Raw genomic sequence first — 15886 nt, 5'->3', positions numbered from 1 at the left:
GGCTTGCCCCCGATTGCCAACTGTCAGCCACTGCATCGGGCGACTGACCCACCGCCATCGGGAGCAAGCTCCCTCCCACCTTTGATCTTCGGTGGTGCCAGAATCGAGACAGTTAACTCAGCCCGGTGCGCTGCCCCGCCTGAATCCTGGTTTAGATAACACCTCAATCAGTGTGGGAGGGGGCTTGCCCCCGATTGCCAACTGTCAGCCACTGCATCGGGCGACTGACCCACCGCCATCGGGAGCAAGCTCCCTCCCACATTTGATCTTCGGTGGTGCCAGAATCGAGACGGTTAACTCAGCCCGGTGCGCTGCCCCGCCTGAATCCTGGTTTAGATAACACCTCAATCAGTGTGGGAGGGGGCTTGCCCCCGATTGCCAACTGTCAGCCACTGCATCGGGCGACTGACCCACCGCCATCGGGAGCAAGCTCCCTCCCACATTTGATCTTCGGTGGTGCCAGAATCGAGACGGTTAACTCAGCCCGGCGCGCTGCCCCGCCTGAATCCTGGTGTAGATAACACCTCGATCAGTGTGGGAGGGGGCTTGCCCCCGATTGCCAACTGTCAGCCACTGCATCGGGCGACTGACCCACCGCCATCGGGAGCAAGCTCCCTCCCACCTTTGATCTTCGCTGAGATCAGTCCGTACCGTATTTCGGGTTGCGCGGACCGTACAGCAGCCCGGTGCGCTGCCCTGCCGAGAGCAGGCGCGCACTGGTGATGCCCGCGATCGGATGCGCTGCGTCGGTGGAGCTGTTGATCACCTGCTTGACCGCCGCTGTGATCAACATGCCCACCAGGCCGCCGCCGTTGTTATTGTTGCCTTCCTCACTGGACGCACGCGCCGAGCCGGTCCACAGGGTGGTGCCGGTGCGCAGGTCCACCAGTTTGGCCGAGGCGGTCACCGCGGTGTTGCTAGAGATCAGCATGTACTGGGTGCCATACTCGCTGATGGTGATGTACAGCGCTGCATCCGCACCGAAGATGTCATGCAGCTTGGCCGGCGGCACGCCCTGGATATCGTTGGCGGTGGTCAGGCCGTTCTGGCGGAAGGTTTCGTCCACCAGGGCAATCGGCAACACGTAGTAGCCGGCTTCGGCCAGCGGGTAGGTCACCTGCGAAACCATGCTGTAGGACGCCTGCACTTCCGGCGATTCATTGATCGGCGGCAGCACCAGGATCGACTTCGGCCGCGCCTGTTTGTATGCCGTGTAATCAATCGTCTTCGGTGCCGCGCAACCGCCGAGCAAGGCCAGGGCCAGCAAGGCGCCGGTGAGTTTCAATAGGCTCATTTGGTGGCGACTCCAGTCTTGGCGTTTTTCAGCAGAAAGTCCATGTACGCAGCGGATTCGGGGAACAGCGCCTTCTCGGTGCGGAACTCCTGCACCATCTGGTCATCCTTGCCCATGCTCAGGTACAGCATGCCCAGGTGGGCGTGGTAACCCGGCGGTGCTTTGCGGCCACTGGCGTTGATCTTCTGCAGATCGCGCTCCAGGGCCTCGACCTGCGCTTCCTTGGGCTCGCCCTTGAAGTACTCGTAAACCTGCGGCTGGTAGCTTTCCCATTGATACAGGGGTTGAGGCGCCGTCTGGCACCCGGCGACCGTCGCGATTGCTGTCAGCATCAGCGCCAACTTCACTGCCTTGCTCATCCGTGTACTACTCCTTGAGGGGTTGCCAATCAGTTGCGCGGGTTCCAGGCGCCGGCGTTGATGCCGTCGACCAGGCGGTTGATCGCTTCACGCATGGCCAGGTCGAGCACCTTGCCATTGAGGGTGGAGTCGTAGCTGGCGGTGCCGCCGAAGCCGATCACTTCACGGTTGGACAGCGCGTACTCACCGGCACCCTGGGTGGAATACACCACTTCGGAAGTGCTGATGTTGACGATATTCAACGCGACTTTGGCGTAGGCCACTTGCGTCTTGCCACGGCCGAGGATGCCGAACAACTGGCGGTCGCCGGTTTCTTTGCGGCCGAACTCGGTCACATCGCCGGTCACCACGTAATCAGCGCCTTTGAGCTTCTGCACGGTGCCTTTGATCGCGGCTTCCTGGGAAATTTCGCCCATGTTGTCGCGGTCCAGCACGCTGAAGCGGTTGGTCTGCTGCAGGTGGGTGATCAGGATGGTCTTGGCCTGGCCGCCGAGACGGTCGACGCCGTCGGAGAAGATGCCACGCATGTAGCTGGAGCGGTTATCGAACTTGCCCACGGCAATCGGCACGCGCACGCCGGAATAGGCGACGTGGGCGCTGGCGACTTGTTCCACCGGCATCGCGCGGTTGCTCTCCGTGGCGCAACCGGCCACGGTCAGCAGCGCTGCAGCGGCTACGCCGGAGAGCAGGATTTGGGACAGTGTTTTCACATGTTGCTCCTAAAGTGAGGAAATCAGCAGCGTTCGGTGTAGCGAGAAACCGGGCACGAGGCGATACCCACCCCTTCGAGGTCGAAGGCGTCGGGCCAAGGGCGGCAGTTTCAGGGAGGGAGGCAGGCTGGCCTGCGCAAAGGCAAGAACTCGCGCGTAACTGACTTCATCCCTGAACATGTCGGGTCGCAACGGCTGCAGCATTTTACGGGGTTGAGAGGGGTTCTCAAGGTGTTTCGTCGGAGGGCGTGCGATGACGCACATTCCTCAAGTTTTTGGGCTATCGGTCGAGACACTGGCCTGGCTCATTCATTAATAGGGAAATTGTGTGTTGAAAACCCTCTTCCGGGCAGCGACCCTGATCGCCGCTCTGTCGATGACCGGTTGTGTGTCCTACACCGTCACCGGCCCCATTGGCGCCCCGCTCCACCCCGCCGCCATCGCCAGCCCGCGCAGCGCACAAGTCGCCGATGTGACGGTGAGCGCCGCCGACATCAACGACGCCAACAAGACCGCGATCAGCCGCTCGCTGACCGCCCAGCTCAATCAGTACGTGAGTACTGCGGGCTACTTCAAGCAGGTCACCGAATACCCCGTGCGCCTGGGTGAGCAGGACGTGTTGCTCAAGTTCAACATGACCTCCCTCAAGGGCCACCGTGGCATACACCCGGGCTATGTCCCCGGCGCCTTGCTGACGCTGACGGTCTGGATCTGGGTCAACGGCCCGATCTACGTCGACACCTTTGACGTGGCCGGCGACCTGGTGATCGTCGATCGCGATGGCAAGGAACTGGCGAGCGCCAAACACGAGGTCAAGTTCGAGCGCAACGTCGGTCTCTACGGTCGCGAATACTGGGCCCCAACCATGGGCGCCAAGCAACTGAACGAACTGGTCGCGCAACTGCTCGACACCGCTACCGCGAAGCTGGCCAAACCGTAATTTCAAGGAGCGACACATGAAAGGATTGATCAAACACAGCCTGGTCCTCGCGGCCATCTTGCTGACAGGTTGCGTGTCTTACTCGCAACACGAACTGCCGCCCGTGCAAACCTGGCCGCCGACCGCCAACGCACCGGCGCAAAAACCCACGGCGTTCGTGCGTACCACGGCGCTCCGCCAGGTCAACAGCGGCCCGGGCAACACTGCAGCCGGCGCTCCGGCGGCGTTGTGGGAAAAGGCCGTGGCGGATTCGTTTCGCCAGTCCAACCGCTTCTCGCGGGTGAGCACCGACAAGGTCGACTCGGACATCTACGCCGACGCCACCCTGTACAACAACGAACAGTTCAACATGGCCTCGGCGATCATCACTGGCGTGACGTTCTTCATCATCCCGTCCACGGCGAAGAACACCTTCACCCTGGAAACCGTGTTCAAGGACAAAGACGGCAAAGAACTCGGGCGCATCAAAAAGAGTGAGTCGGTACGCACCTGGATGCACCTGGTGCTGATCGTGGGCATCCCGTTCCAGGCGGACACGCGGGAAGTGGTGGAGGCGTTGACGCGCAGCACGCTGGATGAGGCGGTGCAGCGCAAGTTGCTGTAACCCCGCCCCTGTAAGAGCGAGCTTGCTCGCGAAAAACCAGAGAACACCGCAGGCATTGAGCATGCCCGCGGTATCGTTGCCTGCCTCAGCTCACTTGATCAGGTCAGGTCGAGTGATCTTGAGCATCGCGGCGCTCACCGCGCCCTGAACCGAGCAGGTGATCATGCCATTGCTGGTCTTGGCCAGGTCACTGGGGGCGGGCTCGACCATCAAGATGCGTTCGGCCGTATCGGTGACCAGCTTGCCTGCATTGTCATCGCCACCCTCCGGCACCCAGGCTGATTGCTTATGCGACCAGATCTGCGCACGAGCGTAGATACCGTTGGCTTTCTCCAACTCCGTACCCGGAACTTTACTCAGCTGTGCGTAAAGCGCGTCGGGCGCCTGCTCGGTGTAGAAACCCCAGTTGATGATCCGCGAGCCCATCAGGTCCTGGTCTTCGGCGAAAAAGCCGGTCAAGGTCATACCGTCAAGCGTCAGTGGCGTGTCGAACATCCAGCGCTGGCCCATATCGGATTTTGTGCCGCCGCTGAGCGTGATCTTGCCGTTCTCCACCTTATGGGCGACACGTTCCTTGAGCCCCGGCTGGCTTACCACCGCCAGGGAGTTCTGGTCGCAGGCGAGAAAACTTTGCAGGGCAGGCGCCGCGGCGAAGCTGCTGGTGCAGGTCGCCAGAGCAGTGAGCGAGATAAACAAACGATGCATTTTCATTGAAGAGCTTCCTTGGGTCTAAACAATTGCGGGCCGGAAGGGTCGGGCGTTTAGCGGGGGATTTGCGTCCATACGGTGCCACTCCGACTTATGTCGCGTGTCAGTCAACGAGGGTTGAAGAGTCGCGTGTCAGCCCCTTATCAAGCTAAGTGTGCAGGGCGGATGAACAGCGACAACGGCCGGGCTCCGAGCTCGGCCGCCTTAAGCGCTTTTAACTTACTTGCTTTCTTTTGCCACGGTGCCCAAGGACGCATCCTTGACCAGATAACGGCCTTCCAGATCGCTCAGCACTTTGAGGCTGTTGCGCGCCACGGCAAAGCCCATTTCGACTTCCTGCTTGAGGTAAACCACCTCACCGGCCTTGACGTTGATTGGCATGTCCGCCCAGTTTTCAGCCTTGGAGCTGATCACGTGCTTGCCCGGCGTCACGAAAAAATAGATGTACTGGTTACCGCGGTTGTAACCCATCTCCGAGTCGGCTTCCTTGTCATCCAGGAACACGTTGAACCGTACCAGCATCCCGACGTTGCTAGGGCGCACGACATACACCAGGCCTTTATCGGCCACGGCAGCCTTGGGCAGCGAATAGCTCGCCACGTCAGCCTGCATCTTCTCCACCGACGGGGTCGAAGAACAGCCAAACAGCGTGGCCAGGGACACAACGACAGCGCCTTTGCAGAACAACTTGATCATGTATTTCTTCCTTGTGGGTAGCGGTGGGGCGGATTCGAAAACGCCGGCGAAGGCCGGTTCAGATTTTTGATGCGTCTGGGCATCACCAGTATGTCGGCAGCGGATGGCATTGCATAAGGCATTGTGCCATCACTCTGATGCCTTGCGCGGTTTTGGGTGAGGGGCTTATAGTCCGGCCGTCGCCCAAATGGCGATCAGGTTTGGCGACCTGACAACAGAGTGCAAAAGCAATCCGCTTTCATGCAGGTGTTTTTGCACCCGCAAAGTCGTACCTTTTATGGCGGCTGTGCGCGGGAGACCCCCGGGTCTGCCGGTTTACTCTGTTGCCGGTTCGCCAACCTGCGTACAGCTGCCACCCATTCGTTTGGCGACGATTGAGTGGTGGCCTCAACCACTTAACAGAGTGCCAATTATGAACCGTTACATGCCCCTGACCGGCCACGACTGCACCGTCCCCGCACTGCTCATCGACACCCAAGCCCCCCTCGACGTCCTCCACGACGCCGCCGTGCACCGCATCCAAGCCGTCACCCAACTGCTGGAAAACCTAGCCTTTCGCGAACAGCTCAGCAGCGATGCCGTGGTGCTGCAAGACTTTGCCCATCTACTGGCGATTCCGCTGCGCGATGGGTGTGATTTGTTGGATGTGATCAGCCGCAGGCTCAATGCCGATCCAACCTGAATAAAATCGGGCGGCCTTGGTGCCGCCCCGGTTTGTGCAGATAATCAACTCTAGGCCCCACCATTAAAGAGAAATAGGGGTCAGACCACCATTATAAGACTAAGAAAAAACAGCCTTCGGACGACATACCACTCCTCGGATAACTCTCTTTTTAAAGGACTGAACAATAGTCACAAAAACTCCTTAAATGCAAAATGTGGTCTGACCCCTATTTCCCGCGTCCTGATAACATGGAGTTGACCTATACGATAAATGGAAAGACCGAAAAAGTTGTCTTTGAAAATGAGGCTCATAAGATTCCGGAGGTTATATAGTGGTTACTCAAGACGTACAGTTAGTGAAACAGATTTTTGAGCTGCTAGATGCAGGTATCGTGGATGGCTACGACTCTTTTTTTTATGAGGTAACAGTAGGTGCGGGTTATATAGAAACTGTTCTTACTGTCGAGAACAAAGGGGTTCGGGTGACGGATGCGGAAACGGATTACAATGGCGCAATCCTCTATCGTTTGGTGAAGGAGTTGAGGGAGTGCGCCACCAGACGTGGTGAAAATTGGAGTTCGTTTGTGATGACTTATGCGCGTGGTGGAGAAGTTAAAACCAGGTTCAATGCTTGATTGATAAAAGGTCTTAGATCAAAAAAGATCGGTGAAAGTGGATGAGCAGGGGCGAGGCTATCTGTTTGGCTTCGCTCGGTTACTAGGCGATGAAAGCCAACGTTGTAATTGTCCAGGTGTTGCAAGTTCAGATTGATGTTGGGGCCGACGAGGATAACATTTAATCGGAAAGAGCCGGGCTCGGTTAGGGATTCTCCGAACAAGTCCGCAAATGTGCTGAAATACGCCTGACTTCCTAATCCGAGCCGCCCATGAGCCTGGCGAGTTTTCCGACTTCGAGTAAGCGGGCAAGCGCAAGCAGTCACGCCGCGAACGATTCTGAGATGGATCAGGTCATGCCCTAGAGAGAGAAATCGCGGTCAGGCCAAGTTTTTATAAGGGTCAGCAGAATTGCGCTTTAAAAAATGAGAGTGATGGTCTGACCCTGAGGGATCCCCACAAATCTACTCCAGGCTCTGCGCCTGATGGCGCACCTCATCACGCAGGGCTTTCTCCAAGCCTTCTCGCCCACCAAAATCTGTACAACTGCGCCAATATTCCATGCCTAGCCGCCACAATGAAAGTACACGTTTCACCTTGAGGCTGTTGCTTTGATAGCGTCGTTCCAAATCACGTTCTCGCGCCTGAAGCCCGGTTAAAAAGAGGAGATAGTTGGCGAGCGCAGCAATCAACAGCAGCACCTCTATTCGCTTTGGGCACCTGCTTCGATGCAGATTCAAACCCAGCCCCAAGTGCTCACTTTTCACATCTCGGAAGCCTTCTTCGATCTGCATACGCCGCTTATAAATGGCCACGATTTTTGCTGAATTCCACTCGCTTTGCTTCAGATTGCTTGCCAGCAACCACGGCTCTCGCTCACGACTGGCGGACTGCCGGCTGAGCTTGCTTTTGGCGACTGATCCAGTGACTCGTTGATGTTTACGGCCCTTGGCAGAGTGGCGAACGCAGTACAAATCAATGAAGTGAGGCGCGCTGCGGGTCATCTCAACTCGACCCAGCGACTTGGGCGATGAGGTGGCCAGAGCATACAAATTCTTCACGGGTAACCACTCACTTTCTTCGCGACGATAAAGCTCACGGTTACGTATGCGCGCCACGTAATACCAGCCTTGCGCGGCTACTGCCTTCATCCATGGCCGCCGGAAGCCTGCATCAGTTACCAAGATTGGGATACAGCCATCAGGCAGCAATTCAGCTAGCGTTTTAATCAGGCGACTTTGATACCTGGGGCAACCTTCCCGCTCATGAACACTTTCATAAATAGGAAACGAACGACCTGCCAGCGGGATTGCGGCTCTCAACAAGGGGCATCAATTCGAGACCAATCGACCAAGATCAGCGGATGCTTCAACGAGCCCAGCAACGCTCGTAGCATCACCCAGTAGTACAATGGGCGTTCTGATCTCAGATGCTGATTTCCCAGCAGACGGTCGACGCGCTTGATGGCATGTTTGGGATAGGCCTGACCCGGCATGGAGCGCCCGAGGCCCGTCAGTGTTAGGCGACGGCCCTGCAGTAACGAACTGACACAACTCACCAGCGTTGTCAGGCGGCGAGAATGGATTGAGGGGAGTGCTTGAGCGAGCGCTCTGTGTAAAAATCGAATGGCCTGCATGGGTTCGGGATCTTAGTTTTGTGTGGTGCAAACCAAGTTGCCGACTCATGCAGGCCTCTTCAATAATTCCAACTTCTTGATTTTTTGTAAGAAAAATCGGGGATCCCTCAGGGTCTGCCCCCTATTTTCTTCTTCCCTTACTGAACTGCCACCTTGCACCAATTAAACAACTATAACATCACCAGAATCCAGATAAATCGAATAGGATTCATAGTCACCGCTACAGTCAGCCTCGATTACAATCCTATCGCCAGAACTGAATGATACCTGCAATGTAGCAGTCTCGACTTCCTCGACCAAAACGACATCTTTCAACAAAAAATCTAACAAGGGTGCACTGGTAGATGAATCCGTGAATTCTCGTCTCCCCGAAACATCACCAACTTGATACGTCAATCCTGCTTCAACACAGAAGGAAACCTTATATGGAGGAACGCCGGGTGCAATTTGTGGGCGTGAAAAGTCCAGCCTTGTGACGCGCACACCAAAACAAACCATTTCCAAGTAACACCCGGAAAGCAGCAGAAAATCAAAATCGTCTGGCAATGTGTACATATGTCCCTCTAATTAAGTCCATAGCCTTTCAACGACGAACAGGCGGTAAAGAGTCTGGTGGAAGCGGAACATGTGTATCTCCCTGCCCGATACCCGGCTTACCTGTCGACGGATTCATCGGTTGCTTGCCGGAGTTCTGCCAACGCCAGTATCCGTCCTCATATCCTGGAACAGGTGATGAGCCAGGCGGCATAACTCTAATGTGCTCCCCTTTCGCGGGATCAGTACCAGCCGGAAAGTAGATTTCACCACCATTTCGCCCTGGTCGACTGACCCACCCTGACGGAATTACCGGTGCCTGTGGAGGGTTTGATATTTCCTCTACAGTTTGTGGAGTCTTCGCCCCACCTTTTGCACCCTGCGGTACATCAGGACCCACAGCTTCACCCTGACTACCCTTCCCTTTCCCTGCTCCAGAGCGCGAGGGTAATGTTACTCCAACTCCAGCCTTGATAGCCTCCGCCCCGAGCTTAACCAACACCCCACCGCCAGCAGAGCTGATATCTGCAGCAATTTTGCTGGAAGCGTCTAGGTTGCTCCCTATCACAAAACCTACAGCAGAAGCAGCACCACCCTGCCCCTGGGACCTAAGCTTACCTACCAGATCGACGAGTTTCTGATCATCGTTCGCCAACGAGATAGCAATACCCCTGCAGCGTTGCGGATCGCGCGCGCAGAGCGCATCCAATTCGTCATTTCTCTGCTGATCAAGGGCCGCATACCGCTCCCTAACCGCCCTTTTCTCTTGTTCCGTACTTTTGCTGTCAACCTCCCGAAGCATCTCCTCGACTTCTTTGTGGTAAAGGTAGTTAAACGTCGTCGCCTTCTGAGCAATCTGAGAGCCTTTCTCTAAATCACCATCAACCGCTGCCGCTGCTAACAACCCAGTCAGTTGTGAAAGCATCAAAGTGATGTCTTTATTGCCTTGGGCGGCCCAAGTTAATTGATTGATGAGCGCTTCATTCAACCCAGCCGCCGCAGCCCCGGTTTTGAAATCACTGCCGGTCGCTTCCGCCAGCAATCCGCCCATCAATGCATGAGCAATGATCTTTTGAGGGCTTCCATTCGGGAACGTGACGTAGTTACGGTCTGCTGATCAACCTGTTTGACATCGATGCGAATGCCTTCGGCGGCCTTGATAACAAGCTGCCCTTGAGCAACCAGCTCGCTCTGACGCAGGGTTTCATCGGTATTGCCTTTACCTTTGGCGCTGAACCAGGAGAGGTCGCTTTTACTCTTGGTGTGGCTCTCATCGTGCAGGTCCTTGACTCCTTCAAAGACGATCGCACCGCTGCTATCGAGAATGATGTCCTTGCCGCTGTTGAGCTTGGCGACTTGGTACAACTGGTCGCCACCACTTTTCAGAGTGAGGTTTCCGCCCGCCTTGATCTCGGTGCCTACTTGAGTCGTGCGGGTTACTTCGTCCATCTGCGCCTTTTTAGCGCCCCAGCTTCCCTTCTCCTTCATGTCATACAAGGTATGCGTACTGTTCTCAGCCGCCAGCAGATTCATCTGCTCCCCGCTGTACAAATACGCTTCATTCCCCGCACTGATCTTGCTCGCCACCAGCGTCGTATCACGCCCGGCCTGACTTCTGAAATCCCCACCCGCGGTCAACACACTGGCCACTTGGGTGGTCTGCTCATCCGTCGTCTTGATGCGTTTTTTGCCGTGTTTTTCCTTACCTTCAACACTGTGCACATCGCTGACCGACACCACGTTGAAATCGCGCCCGACGTCGACATTGATGTCTTTGCCAGCGGTGGCCGTGCTACCGATGATGTTTACATCCTGCCCAGCCTTCATATTCAGATTGCCCCCCGCCGTAACGCTGGCGGCGAGGTTTTTGACGTCGGTGGTGATGCTGGATTTGTGCCCGCCGTCGCTGAATTCGTGCTTCACGCGGGTATCGCTGACGGGCAGCAGGCTGAGGTCGCGGCCAGCGGTGAGGGTGACGTCGTTGCCGCCTGCAAGCGCACCGCGATTGATGAGGTCACGACCGGCCTCCATCACCAGGTTGTCGCGGGCAGTGATGGTGCTAGTGCCGTTGTCGGTGAGGGTGCGCATGCCCGCGCCGTCACGCACCTGGATGGCGGTGTTGTCGTTGGTGATGTCGCCTCTGACCGCCGCCATGCTCACTTGCTTGCCGCGAATTTCGCCGGCCATGGCATTGCGGATGCTGTCCTGGGCCAGCAGGCTCAGGTTGTTGCCGGCTTCGATCAGGCCGCCGTTGTAGAGACTGCCGCCAGCGGCGGCGGAGAGGTTGTTGCTGGCGCGCAGGGTGCCGACGTTGATCAGGTCGCCGCCAGTGAACAGGTTGAGGTCACGGCCCTGGATCAGGCTGTTGCCGCGCACGTTGCGCGACTCCGCCTGGGCCAGGTAGAGCACCGGCACGAGGACGGTCTGGCCGTCGACCACGCGGTTTTCCATCCACACGATGTCGTGGGTCAGGGCGCCGACTTGCTGGCCGGTGAGGGTCACGCCGAGGCTCAGGCGCAGGGCGTCCTTGCTGGCCAGGGCGTTGTCCATCAGGTAGCGGAACTGGTCGGCGTCGCTGGTCAGGCCGCCGGCGAGGAAGCGTTGGCCGGTTTGCGCGAGCACCGCGTCGCGGATCAGGCGGCTTTCGTATTGGCCATCACCGAGGCGGCGCCAGGCGTTGTCGCTGGTGAAGCCGAGTTTGCCGAGCATGTAGTCGGAGCTGAAGAAGCCGGTGAGGCTGGCAAATTCCGGGTTGGTTTCGATCAGATAGTGGCTGGTGGGGTCGGCGTTTTTGACGAACAGGCCGTACTCGCCCTTGGGCAACTGGAAGTTGGGCGCGGTGGTGGGGTCGACCGGGGCGAAGGCCACGCCGGTGTAGTCAACGGGTACGAAACCGCCACCCGCTGCAGGGGCAACCACCGGCAGTACGCTGCCAGGCGCCTGGGCGCCGGGGTTGTTGGCGTGTTGGCTCAGGTTGATGTTGATGCCACCGACCGGGACGCCGGTCTGGTCATCGCCGAGGGTGCCGGTCAGTTGCGCCAGGGTGTTTTCGTGCAGCGTGCCGTTTTGCGTTTTTCGGGTGACTTTGGAAAGGTCGACCGTACCACCGGCCTGAAGCGTGGCGTCGTACTCATGGCCGGCGTTGGGGGTCCAGGTGGTGACGTCGCTTAAGTGGGCGAAAGGCAAGCTATTGGGTGAGCGGTTTTTCAGCTCTTCGAAGCGCGCCTTATCGAAATGCCCAGCCGCCGTGGCCGCATTGAAAGCGGGAACATCGACATATTGCATGCGTTCAAACAAATCGTCGGAAACGCGACCTGGCGTGCTGACGACAATCTTGCGCTGCCCCGTGCGCGTAGCGGCGCCCTGGTTGAGCAAGTCACCGGCGGTGATACTCAGGTCGCCATTGGCAGCCATCAGGCTGTAGCGGTTCTGCACATTGTCGCCTTGCAGCAGCATGTTTTTGCCAGCCACCAGGCGCGCCGCCACCGAATCTTTGGTCGCCGCCTCAAGGTACGTCTCGTAGATGGTGATCAGGCCTTTTTCCCAGTTGTCTTTCTCGCCGCAGTGCTGGCCACAGATCCAACTCAAGCTGCCTGTGGTAAGCGTCTGCCCGAGTTCGAACGCATCTTTGGCGTTTTCGATAAAGCCTGCATTGATACCGATCGAGCCTTCGCTTTCCACGGTGCCGGAGCGGTTGCTGAACAGCACGGCACGCCCGCCATCCTGTGCGGCGAAGCTCAAGTTGCCTTTGCTGTAGACATCGCCATAGAGGTTGCTGAAACCATTGCTGCGCAAGGTCATGTCGCCGCCGCTGAACAGCAGCGAATCGGCGGCGTTGGTGATGCCATTCACGGCGGTCAGGTTCACCGCGCCCTGGGCGCCCAAGGTGCCACGGTTATTGATCTGCGCCGCCGCGATATCCAGCTGCTGACGAGCGGTGAGGAAACCGAGGCTGTCGAGGGTGCCGGTCAGGCTCAGACGGGTGTCGGTGCCGGCCAGACGGCCGCCGTTCTGGCTCAGGTTATTGGCTGTAACGGTGAGCGTTTGCAGGGCCGATACGCGGCCGCTGTTGGTCATGTCGCCGGTGGTGATGCTCAGGTCACCGTCGCTCAGCAGTTCGCCGCCGTTATCCAGGCTGGCCACGTCGATGACCAGGCCCTTGCCGCTGGCCATGCGGTCACCGGCTTTCAGCGCCAGCGCCTGGCTGCTTTTATAGGTGATGACTTCGTTGAGTTGCACACGGCCCAGACCATCGACCTTGCCGAATGCCCAGTCGGCTGTGCCCATGCCGTTGATGTTGCCCTGGCTGCCGGTGAGGCTGGCGGTGTGGACGCGCATCAGGCCGCTGCCGGCGTGCTGCAATTGGCCGAACTGGTTGTTCAGGCTGGCGGCGTCGAGGCTGAAGCCCTGGCTGCCAAACTCCAGAATGCCATTCTGGTTATTGACTGCGCCGCTGACGTTGATGCTGCTGGTGATCCCTTTCAAGGCGCGCAGTTGACCACCCGCGCTGTTGTCGAGGTTGCCGCCACCGACGGTCAGGCCCTGGTTGGCCTCAATCAGGCCGCCCCGGTTGGTCAGGGTGTCGCGTGACGTGAGGTTGAGCTGATTGCCGCTGAGCTGGCCGCCCGCGCTGTTGTCGAGGGTGGCGCCGCTGATGGTCACCTGCTCTTTGCCGAACAGCTTGCCGCCGCGGTTGGCCAGGGCTTCAACGGTCAGTTGCAGATTGCCGATCAGGCTCGCCATCAGGCCGTCGCTGCCGTTGTCGACCGAGTCGGCGGTGACGGTCAGGGTATCGCCCTGCACGGTGCCGCCCTGGTTGTCCAGGCTGCCGGTGGTCAATTCGGTGAGGGCGCCGCCGCTGAGGATCAGGCCTTTGCGGTTGCTCAGCTCTTGGCCGCTGTAGTTCAGGCCGAGGTTGCCGGCCAGCAGTTGGCCGTTATCGTTGTTCAGATGCTGCGCGGTGATGTCCAGGCGCTTGCCACGCAGCAGGCCGCCGCTGTTGTTGAGGGTGGTGAGCTGTTTGACCAGCACGCTGCGTTCGCCAGCGTCAATCGCGCCACCGGTGTTGGTCAGCAGGTCGCTGATGTTGAGCGTCACGTCACCGGCATCGCTGATCAACGAGCCTTTACTGCTGTTGTTGAGGGTCCCGGCGGTCACATCGACGGCGTTGCCCAGCACGGTGCCGGCGCGGTTGTCGATGTCACCGGCGGCGAGCAACAGTTGCTTGCCGACGATCACGCCGCTCTGGTTATCCAGGCTCGCGGCATGCAGTTCAATATCGCCCTTGCCTGCCTGCAAACGGCCCTGTGCGTTATTGAGCTGTTGCGCAGTCACGAGGGTAAGCTTGCCGGTGTCGGCGCTCAGCACGCCATTGGCGTTACTGCTGAGGCTGCCGGCGTTGAGGTTCAGATCCGTGCTGGCCTGGGCAAACCCCTGGCTGTTGTTGAAGGCATTGGTGACGTTGAGGGTGAGCGCGCCGGCGTCGGCCTGGATCAGGCCCTTGAGGCTGTTATCCAGGTCAGTGGCGTTCACGGTGGTGGCGCCGGCGACCACTACGCCGTTCTGGTTGTTGAGGCTGCCCGCATTCACGGTCAGATTGTTGGCGATGATTTGTCCGCCGTTGTTGTTGAGGTCGGCACTGGTGAGCACCAAGCTGCCGCCGGCCATTTCGATGCGGCCCTGGCGGTTATCCAGCGAGGCGCTGTTGAGACTTGCGGCCTGGCCGTCACCAAAACGAATCAGGCCGCCGAGGTTGACGATGGCCGGCGAGTTGAGCGCCAGGCTTTGTTCGCCAAACAGGCGTGCGGTAGCGCCCTGGTTGGTCAGTTTGGCGCTGCTGACGTCGACGGTTTTGGCCTGGATGATCGCACCCTGGTTGGTCAACGCCTGCGCGGCGGTAATCGCCAGGTTGCGGCTGGCCAGAAGGTTGCCGGTGGTGGTGACGGTTTGCGCGTTAATCACCAGGTCGCCGGTGGTATTGCGGGTGTTGTCGGCGGCGACGCCGGCTTCGATGATGCCGGGATTGTTGACCGTGGCCGCATTGATGTCGATGCGTTGGCCGGCGGCCACACTCTTCTGGTTGACCAGGGCCTGGGCGCTGGTCACTTGCACGTTGCCGGTGGCGTAGACCTTATCGGTGAGGTCGATATTCTGCGCGTTGACCGTGACGTTACCGGTGGCCGCTGCCTGCGCCATGCTCAAATGGCCATTGGCATCAAGCTGAATATCCCCACCACTGGCCGCCAACGTACCGTCGAGCTTCACACCCACGCCGGCTTCGGTGCCGACCAGTTTGATCGCGCCGGCGTACATGCCGCCCAAGGCGCTGGAGTCGATTGCCAGCTCAGGTTTGGCACTGCCGTCATCGGCGCGTGCGGTGGCGTTCAACGTTTGTGCATCCACGTCATTGCGCCCGGCAATCACGGTGAGCTGGCGCGCATTGATCTGCGCATTGATCTTGGCCGAGCGGGTGATGATTTCGAAGCGGTCGACGTTGCTCGCGTTCAGGCCCTGGCCGTCAATGGTCACGGCGCCGCCGTCGACTTGGTAGTGGTCCAGGCGGCCGACGGTGTCGATGACGGGTTTGCCGGTGGTCAGGGTGGCGTTGGGGGTGTTGATGAAGCCGCAGCCGTTGCAACTGATGCCGTAGGGGTTGGCGACGATGACCTTGGCCGACTGACCCGCTACTTCGGTGTAGCCGCGCAACTGGCTGGGGTTGCCGCCGTTGACTTCGTTGAGGATGACGCTGGCCGCGCCGCCCTTGAGGTTGGGGTTGCCGACGATGTAGCCGCCCAGTTGGGTGTTGGTCACCGTGCCGCTGGCGTTGTTGAGGATCACGCCGTTGGGGCCGACGTTGTAGTCCTTGAACTGGTTGTGCGACAGGCCACTGCCGTTCGGTGTGGCGATGTTCACCACCGGCACGCCATTGCCCGCGGCGCCGACGGTGGTGCCGGGCGCGCTGACCACGATGCCCTCGGCCTGGGCCAGCAGCGGCTGCCAGAACAGCGCGTTGGCGAGGATCAATGCCAGCCCGCGCTTGGGCAGGCCGAAGAACGCGTCGCGCGGCTTCAGGGCGGCAGAAGGTTGGCGGGCCAGGAAGGCAAATTGGCGAACATCCATTTTCAAATT

11 protein-coding genes and 2 pseudogenes are annotated in these 15886 nt (G+C 58.9%); 4 read left to right on the top strand and 9 right to left on the bottom strand.

All coding sequences use genetic code 11. The features are described 5' to 3' along the window. Positions 1-640 precede the first annotated feature (640 nt). The 3 genes from AC07W0_RS15965 to AC07W0_RS15955 are packed head-to-tail and all read right to left on the bottom strand — an operon-like array spanning position 641 to position 2363. Positions 641-1294, bottom strand: a complete 654-nt coding sequence (locus AC07W0_RS15965) for a DUF799 domain-containing protein (RefSeq protein ID WP_017848622.1) — start codon at positions 1292-1294, stop codon at positions 641-643. Beyond that, entirely contained in the window at positions 1291-1653 is a 363-nt protein-coding gene (locus AC07W0_RS15960) for a DUF4810 domain-containing protein (protein WP_017848623.1), read from the bottom strand. The genes AC07W0_RS15965 and AC07W0_RS15960 overlap by 4 nt, the downstream gene beginning before the upstream one ends. Before the next feature lie 29 nt (positions 1654-1682). After that, entirely contained in the window at positions 1683-2363 is a 681-nt protein-coding gene (locus AC07W0_RS15955) for a CsgG/HfaB family protein (protein WP_046488824.1), read from the bottom strand. A gap of 328 nt (positions 2364-2691) precedes the next feature. On the opposite strand from AC07W0_RS15955, the gene AC07W0_RS15950 reads away from it, so the two are divergent. Both AC07W0_RS15950 and AC07W0_RS15945 read left to right on the top strand, forming a co-directional pair. Continuing rightward, positions 2692-3303, top strand: coding sequence for a hypothetical protein (locus AC07W0_RS15950; RefSeq protein ID WP_102618701.1), 612 nt, complete (start codon positions 2692-2694; stop codon positions 3301-3303). Positions 3304-3319: 16 nt separating this feature from the next. Beyond that, positions 3320-3907 (top strand): hypothetical protein, encoded by a 588-nt coding sequence (locus AC07W0_RS15945; protein WP_046488826.1) that lies wholly within the window; start codon positions 3320-3322, stop codon positions 3905-3907. Positions 3908-3997: 90 nt separating this feature from the next. Here the strand turns inward: AC07W0_RS15945 and AC07W0_RS15940 are convergent, their stop codons facing one another. Both AC07W0_RS15940 and AC07W0_RS15935 read right to left on the bottom strand, forming a co-directional pair. Then, entirely contained in the window at positions 3998-4618 is a 621-nt protein-coding gene (locus tag AC07W0_RS15940; protein ID WP_046488829.1) for a hypothetical protein, read from the bottom strand. 216 nt (positions 4619-4834) lie between these two features. Continuing rightward, on the bottom strand, positions 4835-5227 hold the full coding sequence (locus tag AC07W0_RS15935) for a DUF2846 domain-containing protein (RefSeq protein WP_173677843.1): 393 nt from the start codon (positions 5225-5227) through the stop codon (positions 4835-4837). Between the two features lie 508 nt (positions 5228-5735). Here AC07W0_RS15935 and AC07W0_RS15930 point away from each other — a divergent pair. Both AC07W0_RS15930 and AC07W0_RS15925 read left to right on the top strand, forming a co-directional pair. Beyond that, positions 5736-5993, top strand: coding sequence for a hypothetical protein (locus tag AC07W0_RS15930; RefSeq protein ID WP_046488837.1), 258 nt, complete (start codon positions 5736-5738; stop codon positions 5991-5993). A 313-nt stretch (positions 5994-6306) separates the two neighbouring features. Continuing rightward, positions 6307-6609 carry a hypothetical protein gene (locus AC07W0_RS15925; RefSeq protein ID WP_046385098.1) on the top strand — a complete coding sequence of 101 codons (303 nt, stop codon included), beginning with the start codon at positions 6307-6309 and terminating at the stop codon, positions 6607-6609. 443 nt (positions 6610-7052) lie between these two features. Here AC07W0_RS15925 and AC07W0_RS15920 read toward each other — a convergent pair. From AC07W0_RS15920 to AC07W0_RS15905, 4 genes and pseudogenes are all read right to left on the bottom strand, one after another. Continuing rightward, a pseudogene (locus tag AC07W0_RS15920) lies at positions 7053-8224 on the bottom strand (IS4 family transposase). A gap of 162 nt (positions 8225-8386) precedes the next feature. Beyond that, positions 8387-8779, bottom strand: coding sequence for a hypothetical protein (locus AC07W0_RS15915; RefSeq protein ID WP_126585958.1), 393 nt, complete (start codon positions 8777-8779; stop codon positions 8387-8389). Between the two features lie 28 nt (positions 8780-8807). Then, entirely contained in the window at positions 8808-9809 is a 1002-nt protein-coding gene (locus AC07W0_RS15910; protein WP_219730889.1) for a hypothetical protein, read from the bottom strand. Positions 9810-9859: 50 nt separating this feature from the next. Next, positions 9860-15877: pseudogene (locus AC07W0_RS15905) on the bottom strand (two-partner secretion domain-containing protein); the annotation flags it as partial. Positions 15878-15886 lie beyond the last annotated feature (9 nt).

The organism is Pseudomonas sp. GW704-F2 (assembly GCF_059423025.1).
Note: the sequence above shows the minus strand (reverse complement) of the source record. Positions and strands in the feature narration are given on the sequence as shown.

Coding starts and splice junctions, on each gene's coding strand:
- AC07W0_RS15910 (WP_219730889.1), bottom strand. CDS start 9,809: ATGGGCGGATTGCTGGCGGAAGCGACCGGCAGTGATTTCAAAACCGGG.
- AC07W0_RS15915 (WP_126585958.1), bottom strand. CDS start 8,779: ATGTACACATTGCCAGACGATTTTGATTTTCTGCTGCTTTCCGGGTGT.
- AC07W0_RS15940 (WP_046488829.1), bottom strand. CDS start 4,618: ATGAAAATGCATCGTTTGTTTATCTCGCTCACTGCTCTGGCGACCTGC.
- AC07W0_RS15935 (WP_173677843.1), bottom strand. CDS start 5,227: ATGCAGGCTGACGTGGCGAGCTATTCGCTGCCCAAGGCTGCCGTGGCC.
- AC07W0_RS15945 (WP_046488826.1), top strand. CDS start 3,320: ATGAAAGGATTGATCAAACACAGCCTGGTCCTCGCGGCCATCTTGCTG.
- AC07W0_RS15930 (WP_046488837.1), top strand. CDS start 5,736: ATGCCCCTGACCGGCCACGACTGCACCGTCCCCGCACTGCTCATCGAC.
- AC07W0_RS15965 (WP_017848622.1), bottom strand. CDS start 1,294: ATGAGCCTATTGAAACTCACCGGCGCCTTGCTGGCCCTGGCCTTGCTC.
- AC07W0_RS15960 (WP_017848623.1), bottom strand. CDS start 1,653: ATGAGCAAGGCAGTGAAGTTGGCGCTGATGCTGACAGCAATCGCGACG.